The following is a 12,489-nucleotide window of genomic DNA, read 5'->3' on the forward strand; positions in this document are numbered from 1 at the left end:
CACCCGAAGGTGTGGCGGGGCTAGGGTCGGCGTCATGACTGATCACGCGCGTGACCTGGCGTCTGTACGGGAAGCGACGGAACGGCTGCTCACCGCAGCAGCCAAGTTGGACAACGCGGCTGTGACCGAACCGTCACGGCTCCCCGGCTGGAGCCGGGGTCACGTACTCGCCCACCTGGCCCGCAACGCGGACGCCCTCGTGAACGTCCTCGAGGGCCGCCCCATGTACGTCTCCGCGGACGCCCGCGACGCCGACATCGACCGGGACGCCCCACGCCCTCTCGACGTCCAGCTGGCCGACGTCCGGGAGAGCGCCGCCCGCTTGCAGGAGGCCGCCGACGTGCCCGCCGACTGGTCGCGCACCGTGGAGCTGCGCAACGGCGTGACCGACGCGGCGTCCCGGGTGCCGTTCCGGCGCTGGGTCGAGGTCGAGCTGCACCACGTGGACCTCGGCATCGGCTACGAGCTGGAGGACCTGCCGGCCGAGTTCACGGATCGGGAGATCGACTTCCTCGCCGACCGGTTCAGCGGCCACCCCGACGTACCTCACACGCGCCTGACGGACGGCACGCGCGCGTGGAGCACCGGCCGGGCGCCGAGCGGGGGCGGGGTCACGGTCACCGGCTCCCCGGCCGACCTGCTGGGCTGGCTCGCCGGGCGCCGGGACGGCTCCGGGCTGGCCGTCGAGGGCGGACCACTGCCGTCGCTGCCCCCGCTGTAGCGGCGCGGACGCCCTGCTCGCCGTACCCCTGCCGCCCTAGACTGGCCGGCATGACGTACAGCGGACAGGTGACGGTCGGTGGCCCGGCGGACGTGCACGAGCTCAAGGACCTGATGATCAGCAAGATCGCGGTCGGCCCGATGGCCAACAACACCTATCTGCTGCGCTGCCGGGCCACCGACGAGCAGTTGCTGATCGATGCGGCCAACGACGCGCGCACGCTGCTGGGCATGATCGGTGACGACGGCATCGCGTCCGTCGTCACCACGCACCAGCACGGCGACCACTGGCAGGCGCTCGCCGAGGTCGTCGCGGCCACGGGCGCCCGTACCTACGCGGGCCGCGACGACGCCGCCGGCATCCCCGTGCCGACCGACGTCCTCGTCGACGACGGGGACACGATCCGGGTGGGCCACGTGGAACTGACCGCGCGTCACCTGGTCGGGCACACGCCGGGCTCGATCGCCCTGGTCTACGACGACCCGCACGGGCACCCGCACGTGTTCACGGGCGATTGCCTCTTCCCGGGCGGTGTGGGCAACACCCGCAAGGATCCCCGGGCGTTCGCCAGCCTGATCCACGACGTCGAGACGAAGATTTTCGACGTGCTTCCGGACGAGACCTGGGTCTATCCGGGGCACGGCAACGACACCACGCTCGGCGCGGAACGACCGCATCTGCCGGAGTGGCACGCGCGCGGGTGGTGACGTCCGGAGGTTGAGGGGGCGCGTGCGCGGCCGGAACCAGCCTCGGAGGCTCGGGGCGTCCGGGTGGTGAACCTGGCGCACCTCGCGGGGCTCAGCGCGCGCGGGTGGTGAACCTCGGAGGGCCCACGGCTCGCGGGTGGTGAACGTCGGAGAGCCCACGGCGCGCGGGTGGTGAACCTCGGAGGGCCAGGGGCGCGGATTGCGAGACGCGCGCCCCGTGTGAATCGTCTGCACGCGCCGCTGTCCTGCGCGCGCTCCCCGCGCACGGCGTTGTGCGGTCCACTGGACACAGCCCCGCGCGGGACGACGGCACCGGCGCGGTATGGGCCGCCGGTCCCTCGATCCCCGCCCTCGGCCGGCGGCCCACCCTCTCCGGTCGGGCGGCTCCCCCACGCTCCTACGCTTCGGCCTGTGCCGCTCCGACCAGCGCCGCGACCCGCTCCACGCCGAACACGTACCCCTGCACGCCGCACCCCGCGATGACACCGTCGGCACGCAGCGAGACGTACGAGTGGTGCCGGAACGACTCCCGCTGGTGGATGTTGGAGATGTGCACCTCCACCACTGGCATGCCGTCACAGGTGTTGAGCGCATCCAGGATCGCGACGGACGTGTGCGAGTAGGCACCGGGGTTGATGACGATGCCGCAGTGATTGAGCCGCGCCTCGTGGATCCAGTCGACGAACTCGCCCTCGTGGTTGGACTGCCGGAAGTCCACCGTGCCGCCGTGCGCGGCGGCCGCCTTGGCGCACAACACCTCGACGTCGGCGAGGGTGTCGGAGCCGTAGATCTCCGGCTGGCGTTGCCCGAGAAGGTTCAGGTTCGGCCCGTTGAGGATCATGATCGGGGCGTTGGCCAGGGTGCGGGGCACGGTTCCTCCGGTCCGGTGAGGTGGCTGCACAGCCCCGGTTTATCACGATGCGCCGCGGGCGGGACGGCCCATACCCTCCGGGCATGACGACGATCTCGTATCCGCCCAAGCCCTCCCCGGGAGACCGCATAGCCGTCATCTCGCCGTCGGCCGGCCTGCCCGGAATCCTGCCGCTCCCTCATGAGCTGGGGTTGAAGCGGCTGCGGGAGGAGTACGGGCTGGAGCCGGTGGAGTATCCGGCGACGCGCACAATGGGCTCGACGCCCCAGGAGCGGGCCGACGACATCCACGCCGCGTTCGCCGACCCGGACATCAAGGCCGTCATCGCGTCCATCGGCGGCGAGGACCAGATCACCGTCCTGCCGCTGCTGGACCGGGAGTTGATCCGCGCCCGCCCGAAGCCGTTCTTCGGAATGAGCGACAACACCAACCTGCTCGCCTTCCTGCGCAACACCGGCATCGTCGGATACCACGGCGCGTCCGTCATGGCCGAGCTCGGCCGTCCGGGCGCCCTGCACCCGCAGACCGCCGAGTCCGTGCGGGCGGCGCTGTTCACCACGGGCCCGTACGACCTGCAGCCGGCCGAGCGCTGGCGGGACGTGAGCCGCGACTGGGCGGATCCGGCGACCTTCGACGCCGAACCCGAGACCCGGCCCGGCACCGGCTGGACCTGGGTGAACGCCGACCGTGTGGTGGAGGGCCGCAGCTGGGGCGGCTGCCTGGAGATCCTGGGCTGGCTGCTGATGGCCGACCGGGAGATCCCGCACGACCTGAGCGAGTTCGACGGCGGGGTGCTGTTCCTGGAGACCTCCGAGGACATGCCGAGCGCCGCCGAGGTCTTCCGGACCCTGAGGAACATGGGCGAGCGCGGGCTGCTGCGGCGCTTCCCGGCACTGCTGATGGGCCGACCCAAGACGTGGTCCTTCGAGCGGCCCAACAGCCCCGAGGAGGGCGCTTGTTACGCCGCCGAGCAGCGCGAGGCCGTCCTGCGCGCGCTGCGGGCGTACGCCCCCGACACCCTGGTCGTCTTCGACGTCGACCTCGGCCACACCGACCCCCAACTCGTGATCCCCTACGGCGGCCTGATCCGCGTGGACGGTCCCGCCCGGCGCATCACCGTCACCTACTGAGGCACGGCCTCACCTCCGCGCGCCCCCGTAACCGGTGGTCACCGTGGGTAGTTGACGCGGCATGCACGACGTACGCACCGTAAGGGCGCCTTCCATGCTGCGGCTCGCGGCCGCCTCGCTCGCCGGGACGGCCATCGAGTTCTACGACTTCTTCGTCTACGGGACCGCGGCGGCGCTGGTCCTGGGGCCGCTGTTCTTTCCCACGTTCTCGCCGGTGGCGGGGACGCTGGCCGCCTTCGCCACCTTCGGCGTCGGCTTCGTGGCCCGGCCACTGGGCTCCGTGCTCTTCGGGCACATCGGCGACCGGCACGGACGGCGGCCGGTCCTCGTCGGCTCGCTGCTGCTCACCGGTGCGTCGACCGTCGCCGTCGGCTGCGTACCGACGTTCGACTCGATCGGAGTGGCCGCCCCCGTGCTGCTGCTCGTCCTGCGCTTCCTGCAGGGGCTCGGGCTCGGCGGTGAGTGGGGCGGGGCCGTGCTGCTCACCGCGGAGCACGCCCCGGCCGACCGGCGCGGACTGTGGTCGAGCTTTCCGCAGGTGGGGCCCCCGGTGGGCTTCCTGCTCGCCAACGGAGCGGTGCTGACGCTGTCCGCGACGCTGACCGACGCCCAGTTCGCCGCGTGGGGCTGGCGGGTCCCCTTCTGGGCCGCCGGCGTGCTGGCCCTCGTGGGGCTGTGGCTGCGGTCGTCGCTCACCGAGAGCCCCAGCTTCCTCAAGATCGACGACTACGCGCGCGTGCCGCTCGTCGAGGTCGTGCGCGACCACTGGCGGCTGGTCCTGCTCACCGCCGGAGCGCTCGCCGTCGGGTACGCGATCTTCTACGCCGTGACCACCTGGTCGCTCGCCTACGCCACGGAACGGCTCGGGGTGAGCCGTACCGTCATGCTGACCAGTGTCATGGCCGCGGTGGTGATCAAGGGTGCGCTGACGCCGGTGGCGGCGGTCCTGGGCGACCGCTACGGGCGGCGGCCCCTGTGCCTGATCGGGTGCGCGGCGGCGGCCCTGTGGATGTTCCCGATGGTGGCGCTGCTGGCGACCGGCGCCCCGCTGCTGATGTTCCTCGGCTTCCTGGTGGCGCTGATCGCGTTCGTCACGATGTTCGGCGTGATCGCGGCGTACCTGCCGGAGCTGTACGAGCCCCGGGTCCGCTGCACGGGCGCCGCGGTCGGTTACAACCTCGGCGGCGTCCTCGGCGGCGCGCTCACCCCGATCGTGGCCACGGCACTGGCCGGGCAGGGCGGCCGGGTGCCCTGGGGCGTGGGCGCCTATATGACCGGCCTCGCGCTGCTCAGCCTGGGCTGTTTCGCGCTGCTTCCGGAGACGCGGCCGATGCGGGTGCGGGCGACGGAGGCGGAGGCCGAGGCGGCGGCTGCCGGCTGACTCGGGGCCCCAGCCCCGCGGCCGACCCGCCGACCTACGGATTGACCGCCAGCTCCAGGTACGCCGCCAGCAGCACCAGATGAACGCCTCCCTGAAGCGGAGTGGCCCGGCCCGGCACCACCGTCAGGGCGGCGACCACGATGGTCAGTGCCAGCAGCACCATGTGGGTCGAGCCCAGGCCGAGGATCAGGGGCCCGGACAGCCAGATGGACGCCAGGGCCACGGCGGGGATGGTCAGGCCGATGCTGGCCATGGCGGAGCCCAGGGCGAGGTTGAGGCTCGTCTGCACCCGGTCACGGCGGGCGGAGCGCAGCGCGGCGATCGTCTCGGGGAGCAGCACCAGCAGCGCGATGATCACACCGACGACGGCGTGGTCCAGGCCGGCGGCCGCCACGCCCGACTCGATCGTCGGCGACACGCCCTTCGCCAGGCCGACCACCCCGACCAGCGCGAGCAGCAGCAGGCCCAGGCTGATCCAGGCGGTGCGGGTGGATGGGGCGGTGGCGTGGTCGTCCACGGTGATCACCTCGCCCTGACGGGTGATCGGCAGGAAGTAGTCGCGGTGCCTGACGGTCTGGGTCGCCACGAACAGGCCGTACAGGATCAGTGAGGACACCGCGGCGAAGGTGAGCTGCAGCCCCGAGAACTGCGGGCCGGGCGTGCTGGTCGTAAAGGTCGGCAGCACCAGGCTGAGCGTGGCCAGGGTGGCGACCGTGGCGAGGGCGGCGCCGGTGCCCTCGGGGTTGAAGACGGCCGTGCGGTGGCGCAGGGAAGCCACCAGCAGGCTCAGTCCGACGATGCCGTTGCAGGTGATCATCACGGCGGCGAAGACCGTGTCCCTGGCCAGGGAGGCGCTCTTGTCGCCGCCGTCCAGCATGAGGGTGACGATCAGCGCGACCTCGATGACCGTGACGGCGATCGCGAGGACGAGCGAGCCGAAGGGTTCGCCGACCCGGTGGGCGACCACTTCCGCGTGGTGCACGGCGGCGAGGACCGCGCCCGCGAGGACGACCGTCATCAGGACGACGACCGCGCCCGGCACATGGCGGCCCCAGGTGAAGACCAGCAGGACCGCCGCGAGCACCGGCACCACGTACGTCCACCCATGCGTGAGCGACCTGAGCCGATCGATCATGCAGCGATCCTCGCAGACCGGTTCGCACCTCGCATTCCGGTCAGTAGGAGGGGGCGGGAGTCGTACGAGACGCGTAGGTCACAGCATGGCTCCTGGGCACGGGGCGGACTCGGAAAATGAGGAGCGGTGCCCGGCAGTTGACCGAGCACCGCTTCTTCTGACGGGTGTCACCGGCGACGGGCGTCACCCCGTCCGAGGTGGTCAGACATCGACGCTGTCCTTCGGGGCGCCCTCGCTCCGCTCCTGCGCCGCCACGGCGGCCGCCTGCTTCCGGGAGGCCATCAGGCTGGTGATCGTGGTGATGATCAGGACGGTGCAGATCACGCCGAGCGAGAACGGAATGCTGATCTCCGGGACGTGGACCCCGGACTCGTGCAGGGCGTGCAGCACGAGCTTGACGCCGATGAAGCCCAGGATGATCGACAGGCCGTACGAGAGGTGGACCAGCTTCTTCAGCAGGCCGCCGATGAGGAAGTACAGCTGCCTCAAACCCATCAGCGCGAAGGCGTTGGCGGTGAAGACGATGTACGGGTCCTGCGTGAGGCCGAAGATCGCCGGGATGGAGTCGAGCGCGAACAGAACGTCCGTGGTGCCGATGGCCAGCATCACGACCAGCATCGGGGTCATGACCCGCTTGCCGTTCTGCTGGATCCACAGCTTGGTGCCGTGGTAGCTGTCGGCCACACCGAAGCGGCGCTCGGCGGCCTTGAGGAGCTTGTTCTCCTCGTACTCCTCGTCCTCGTCGCCCGCCCGGGCCTCCTGGATCAGCTTCCAGGCCGTCCAGATCAGGAAGGCGCCGAAGAGGTAGAACACCCACGAGAAGCTGGCGATGATCGCGGCACCGGCGGCGATGAAGATCGCGCGCAGCACCAGGGCTATGAGGACGCCGACGAGGAGCACCCGCTGCTGGTACTGCGAGGGCACGGCGAACTTCGCCATGATCAGGACGAAGACGAAGAGGTTGTCGACGCTCAGCGACTTCTCGGTGATGAAGCCGGCGAAGAACTCACCGGCGGGCCGGCCCCCGCCGAAGACGAGCAGGCCAAGACCGAAGAGACACGCCAGAGCGATCCAGACGACCGTCCAGATCCCGGCTTCCTTGATGGATACGTCGTGGGGCTTGCGGCCGATGAAGAAGTCGACCGCGATGAGTGCGGCGAGCCCCACGATGGTCAGGACCCACAGGGTCAGGGAAACATCCACTGCGCCTCCGGCAGTACGTAACGGCGAACAATCAGTCAGCGTCGTCGCTGCCGGAGGTCTCTTCCACCCATAAGCGGGCCGACGCCCCGGGATCTGGCCTGATCCGTATTGACGGGGACGCCGCAGTAGTCAGGGAGTACTCCCCTCCGTGCCGAAAAGAGTACCGCAATCACCAAGGAAAGGTAAAGCCCTTGGTAAAGAGGGAGCCAAAGCCACAGGTCAGACGGCCTTTACCGATGCTTGGTGCGGGCTGCGGCGACCTGGTCGAGCACCCGCTGGAGCACCTGGCTGCCGTGCGGCACCAGCGACGGCTCGTACGTCCAGGCGTGCCCCACCCACGGGTCGGCGAGGTGGTCGTCGGGCACCGGAGTCAGTCGCAGCAGCGAACGCCACAGCGGGTCGAGCAGCGGCCCGTAGGCGGCGGCGTCCTCCCGGTCCGCGACCATCATGAGGTGGACGCCGACGGCCGGGCCCTCGTCGGCCAGGTAGCGCAGCTGCGTCACCGCCCGGTCGTCGAAGCCGTGCGGGAAGTCGTTGACCACCACCAGGTGGTGGGAGGTGTCGAAGCCCGGCGGGAGGGCGTCGGCCGCACCGCCTCGCACCGCCATCTGCACGAGGTCGACCCGCTGGGTGAGCGTGCCCAGGACGTCCGCCACCCCCGCGGCACCGATCGCGGGCGGAGCCGCGAGCACACCGCTCTGCACCAGCGGGACCAGCGTCTGCGCTCCTGAACCGGCCGGGTCGATGACGTACACCGTGAACTCGCCCGCCGGATGGACGGCGAGCAGCCGCGCCACATGCGCCACCGCCGCCTCCATGGCCAGGCGCCGCAGGTCGTGCGCGTCGTGGAACGAGCCGTCGGGCGATCCGGCGCGTCCGCTGTCGATCCACAGACCGCGCTCCAGCGGCAGCCGGATGAGCATCGGTATCCGCAGCTCGGCACACTCCGGCAGGTGCAGATCACCCAGGCGCAGCGCCATGGGCATCTCCATCGGCACGCGGTAGCCGTGCCAGACGGGGTTGTCCCAGCGGGCGTACGCCGGCGGCAGCGCCGGTTCGACGACGTCGGCCTCGGCGGTGAGCTGGGCGACGTCCCGGTCGAGGGCCTGCCGGGCCTGGTCGACGAGCTGGGCGTGCCGGGCGCGCGCCGCTTCGCGGGCGGCGTCGGCCTGTCCCCCGATCCGGCTGCGCGGGTCGGAGAGGACCTGTTCCAGCTCCTTGTCCATACGCGACTCGGCGAAGTCGACGGCGCTGCGGTATGCGGCCGTGGCACGCGCCAGGTCCTCGAACATGCCCCATACCTGGTTGTAGAGCCGCTCGTCCATGGACCAGCCGGTCGCGTCACCGGCGACGGGCCGGCTGGGCCGGCCGGGCGTCGCGGGGGGCGCGGTCGGCGGGGGCGGGGGCGGTGCGGAGTTCCGGCGGCGCGGGTGGGTGTAGTCGATCGGGCCGCCCGCGGTGGGCGCGGACGGCTGGGTGAGGGCGGAGGAGTCGGTCGGGAGCGAGGGGTCCGTGGGGACCGAGGGCTCCGTGGGCGCGGGTCCTCCGGGGTAGCCCGTACGTCCCGTCGCGGCGCCCTGAGGGGTCTGTGTGCCGTAGGGGGAGCCGCCGTGGTCCGGGCTCAGGGTGGGTGCGGCCTGGCGGGTGCCCGCCCCGTCCGCCGTGCGGGAAGGCGGCGCGGCCACCGAGCGGGCCATGCCCTGGGCGACCGCGTCGTTGATGGCGCCGGCGAGCTGGTGGGCCTGGGGCAGGCCCTGGTCGGCGAAGAGCTCGGCGAGGCCGCCGGCGTAGCCCTGGCCGACGGCGCGCACCTTCCAGGCGTCCTGGCGGCGGTACAGCTCCAGGGCGACGACGGCCGTCTCGCTCTCCAGGCCGGTGACGGTGTAGCTGGCGACCTCGGAGCCGTCGAGTCCGGTGACCGCCACGAACGGGGCGGCCACGGCGCCGAAGCGGGCCGGCCCCCCGGCACCGGTGGGCAGGGCGAGCAGCACATGCACGCGGTGCGCGGCGTCCGGCAGGGCGTCCAGGTCCACCGCGAGACGGTGGACGGCGGCCGCCTGGCGGGGCACCTCCAGTCCGGGCAGGTTGGGTGCGCCCGGGTGGGCCACCCGCTCCGGGTCCCGGACCCTGCCCTCCTCGTCGCCGATCGTGGCCACGGCCACGATCGGCTTGCCGGCCGAGACCCTGATTTCCAGGCGGGCCTGGGAGAGCGGGTGGTTCTGCCCCCGCACCAGCTCGGCCGTCATCGCCTCAATCCCCCTGTGTGGCTGTTGTCGTCGTGTGCCGCTCGCCCCGCCCGCCGTCTCAGAGCAGCGGCAGGATCGACGGCATCAGGTCCTGGAAGGTGCGGCCGTTGGCCGGGGTGCCGAGGGCGGTCATGGACCAGCCGCTGCCGGCGCGGTGCACCTTCGCCATGATCTGGGCCGTGTAGGCGCCGCCGCCGGCGAGCGTGTAGCGGGCGAGTTCCTGGCCGTTGGTCTCGTCGACGAGACGGCAGAAGGCGTTCTGCACCTCCTGGAAGGTCTGGCCCGTGAAGGAGTTCACGGTGAAGACGATCTGGTCGATGTGGACCGGCAGGCGCTGCAGGTCGACGAGGATCGCCTCGTCGTCGCCGCCCTGGCCGACACCGCCGACCAGGTTGTCGCCGGTGTGGCGCACCGAGCCGTCGTCGCTCACCAGGTGGCGGAAGAAGACGACGTCCACCGGCTGCTTGTCCGCGAACAGGACGGCGGAGGCGTCGAGGTCGATCTCCCGGGTGCGCGAGCCGAACAGGCCGCGCCGCGGGGCCGCCTGCCAGCCGAGACCCATGCGCACCGCGGTCAGGCTGCCTCCGTCGTTCTTCTGCAGACTGATGGCCTGACCCTTTGTCATGTTGACGGTCACGCGCTGATTCCCCTCTCGAGCATTCCCCTGTTGCCGCGGAGTCGCGGATGACGAGCACCATACGCAGGGGCACTGACAGCGGCGTACTCCGGTCCGCACTTTGTGTCGGTCTTGCAACACAGCGCAGCCCCGGCAAGGTCACAGCGGTCCCCCCGGGTCCGTCACGCCAGGCCGGCCTCCTTCATCTGGCGCAGTTCCTTCTTCATCTCGGACACCTCGTCGCGCAGCCGTGCCGCGATCTCGAACTGAAGGTCCGCGGCGGCGGCGCGCATGCGCTCCGTCAGCTCCTCGATCTGCTCGGCCAGTTCCGCGGCCGGCCGGTCGGTCGGCACGGTCTCCTTGGCCTTGCCCTTGGCGCGCTTGGCGGGCTTGGCGTCCTTGACCGCGTGGTCCTTCAGGGAGGGCACCGGGGCCCTCGTGCCGCGGCCGTCCTTGCGGGACTGGCGGTAGCCCGAGCCGAGCAGCTGGTCGGTGTCGACGCCCTCGCGGGCGATCTGCGCGACGATGTCGTTGATCTTCTTGCGCAGCGGCTGGGGGTCGATGCCGTTCGCCGTGTTGTACGCGATCTGCTTCTCCCGGCGGCGGTTGGTCTCCTCGATGGCCTTCTCCATCGCCGGGGTGATCTTGTCGGCGTACATGTGGACCTGGCCGGAGACGTTGCGCGCCGCGCGGCCGATGGTCTGGATCAGCGAGGTGCCGGAGCGCAGGAAGCCCTCCTTGTCGGCGTCGAGGATGGCGACGAGCGAGACCTCGGGCAGGTCGAGCCCCTCCCTGAGGAGGTTGATGCCGATCAGGACGTCGAACTCGCCGGACCGCAGTTCGCGCAGCAGCTCGACGCGGCGCAGGGTGTCGACGTCGCTGTGCAGGTAGCGGACCTGGATGCCGAGTTCCAGGAAGTAGTCGGTGAGGTCCTCGGCCATCTTCTTGGTGAGCGTGGTGACCAGGACGCGCTCGTCCTTCTCCACGCGCGTGCGGATCTCGTGCACCAGGTCGTCGATCTGGCCCTCGGTGGGCTTGACCACGACCTCCGGGTCGACCAGGCCGGTGGGCCGGATGATCTGCTCGACGACGCCGTCGGAGCGGGACAGCTCGTACTGGCCGGGGGTGGCCGACAGATAGACGGTCTGGCCGATGCGCTCCTGGAACTCCTCCCACTTCAGCGGGCGGTTGTCCAGCGCCGAGGGCAGCCGGAAGCCGTGCTCCACGAGGGTGCGCTTGCGGGAGGCGTCGCCCTCGTACATGGCGCCGATCTGCGGCACGGTGACGTGCGACTCGTCGATGACGAGCAGGAAGTCCTCGGGGAAGTAGTCCAGCAGCGTGTTCGGCGCGGAGCCGGGCAGGCGGCCGTCGAAGTGCATCGAGTAGTTCTCCACACCGGAGCAGGTGCCGATCTGGCGGAGCATCTCGATGTCGTACGTCGTGCGCATCCGCAGCCGCTGGGCCTCCAGGAGCTTGCCCTGCTTCTCCAGCTCGGCGAGCCGCTCCCCCAGCTCCTTCTCGATGTCGTTGACGGCCCGCTCCATGCGCTCGGGGCCCGCGACGTAGTGGGAGGCCGGGAAGACGTACAGGTGCTCGTCGTCGCTGATGATCTCGCCCGTGACCGGATGGAGCGTGGACAGCGCCTCGATCTCGTCGCCGAACATCTCGATGCGGACGGCGAGCTCCTCGTAGACCGGGAAGATCTCGATGGTGTCGCCGCGGACCCGGAAGGTGCCCCGGGTGAAGGCCATGTCGTTGCGCGTGTACTGGATGTCGACGAAGCGGCGCAGCAGCTGGTCGCGGTCGATCTCCTCGCCGACGCGCAGCGGCACCATGCGGTCGACGTACTCCTGCGGTGTGCCGAGGCCGTAGATGCAGGACACGGAGGCGACCACCACGACGTCGCGCCGGGTGAGCAGGGAGTTGGTCGCCGAGTGGCGCAGCCGCTCGACCTCCTCGTTGATCGAGGAGTCCTTCTCGATGTAGGTGTCCGACTGCGGGACGTACGCCTCGGGCTGGTAGTAGTCGTAGTACGACACGAAGTACTCGACGGCGTTGTTCGGCAGCAGCTCGCGGAACTCGTTGGCCAGCTGGGCGGCCAGTGTCTTGTTCGGCGCCATCACCAGGGTGGGGCGCTGGAGCTTCTCGATCATCCACGCGGTGGTGGCGGACTTGCCGGTGCCGGTGGCGCCGAGGAGCACGACGTCCTTCTCCCCGGCTTCGATGCGCCGGGCGAGGTCGGCGATGGCCGTCGGCTGGTCGCCGTTCGGCTGGTAGGGGCTGACGACCTCGAAGGGCGCCACCGTGCGTTCGATCTGGGAAACGGGCCGCATGCCATCAACCGTACGACCCCGCACTGACAACGGGCTCCGATCAGCGGTTCTGGGGGGCGGGACGACTGCGGCCGGGGGTGGGGTGCGGAGCCTCAGCAGTCTGGGACGCCGAAGCCGCTCCGCGCGGGGCGGGCTGCGACGGGTGC

At 71.0% G+C, this 12,489-nt stretch carries 10 protein-coding genes; 4 read left to right on the forward strand and 6 right to left on the reverse strand.

All coding sequences use genetic code 11. The features are described 5' to 3' along the window. Window positions 1–34 precede the first annotated feature (34 nt). Window positions 35–721, forward strand: coding sequence for a maleylpyruvate isomerase family mycothiol-dependent enzyme (locus IPT68_RS09060; RefSeq protein WP_189698862.1), 687 nt, complete (start codon window positions 35–37; stop codon window positions 719–721). Between the two features lie 50 nt (window positions 722–771). After that, entirely contained in the window at window positions 772–1,428 is a 657-nt protein-coding gene (locus tag IPT68_RS09065) for an MBL fold metallo-hydrolase (protein ID WP_189698863.1), read from the forward strand. Window positions 1,429–1,825: 397 nt separating this feature from the next. Here IPT68_RS09065 and aroQ read toward each other — a convergent pair whose 3' ends face one another. Next, complete coding sequence (gene aroQ / locus IPT68_RS09070) at window positions 1,826–2,299, reverse strand: type II 3-dehydroquinate dehydratase (RefSeq protein WP_189698864.1); 474 nt, start codon at window positions 2,297–2,299, stop codon at window positions 1,826–1,828. Window positions 2,300–2,382: 83 nt separating this feature from the next. Here aroQ and IPT68_RS09075 point away from each other — a divergent pair, with 83 nt between their 5' ends. Further along, the gene (locus tag IPT68_RS09075; protein WP_189698865.1) at window positions 2,383–3,429 is read left to right on the forward strand and encodes a S66 family peptidase; all 1,047 of its coding nucleotides are present in this window, start codon (window positions 2,383–2,385) and stop codon (window positions 3,427–3,429) included. A 94-nt stretch (window positions 3,430–3,523) separates the two neighbouring features. Beyond that, window positions 3,524–4,810, forward strand: coding sequence for an MFS transporter (locus IPT68_RS09080; RefSeq protein WP_228040326.1), 1,287 nt, complete (start codon window positions 3,524–3,526; stop codon window positions 4,808–4,810). A 34-nt stretch (window positions 4,811–4,844) separates the two neighbouring features. Here the strand turns inward: IPT68_RS09080 and IPT68_RS09085 are convergent, their stop codons facing one another. The 5 genes from IPT68_RS09085 to uvrB form a co-directional block, all read right to left on the reverse strand. Next, entirely contained in the window at window positions 4,845–5,945 is a 1,101-nt protein-coding gene (locus tag IPT68_RS09085; protein ID WP_189698867.1) for a calcium:proton antiporter, read from the reverse strand. Between the two features lie 201 nt (window positions 5,946–6,146). Then, window positions 6,147–7,148: a TerC family protein gene (locus tag IPT68_RS09090; protein ID WP_189698868.1), complete on the reverse strand. Its 1,002-nt coding sequence runs from the start codon at window positions 7,146–7,148 to the stop codon at window positions 6,147–6,149. A 230-nt stretch (window positions 7,149–7,378) separates the two neighbouring features. Beyond that, the gene (locus IPT68_RS09095; RefSeq protein WP_189698869.1) at window positions 7,379–9,394 is read right to left on the reverse strand and encodes a TerD family protein; all 2,016 of its coding nucleotides are present in this window, start codon (window positions 9,392–9,394) and stop codon (window positions 7,379–7,381) included. Window positions 9,395–9,452: 58 nt separating this feature from the next. After that, the gene (locus IPT68_RS09100; protein ID WP_189698870.1) at window positions 9,453–10,031 is read right to left on the reverse strand and encodes a TerD family protein; all 579 of its coding nucleotides are present in this window, start codon (window positions 10,029–10,031) and stop codon (window positions 9,453–9,455) included. Between the two features lie 161 nt (window positions 10,032–10,192). After that, the gene (gene uvrB, locus IPT68_RS09105; RefSeq protein WP_189698871.1) at window positions 10,193–12,343 is read right to left on the reverse strand and encodes an excinuclease ABC subunit UvrB; all 2,151 of its coding nucleotides are present in this window, start codon (window positions 12,341–12,343) and stop codon (window positions 10,193–10,195) included. Window positions 12,344–12,489 lie beyond the last annotated feature (146 nt).

Origin of the sequence: Streptomyces chromofuscus, assembly GCF_015160875.1 — a bacterium.
Taxonomy (GTDB): Bacteria; Actinomycetota; Actinomycetes; order Streptomycetales; family Streptomycetaceae; genus Streptomyces; species Streptomyces chromofuscus.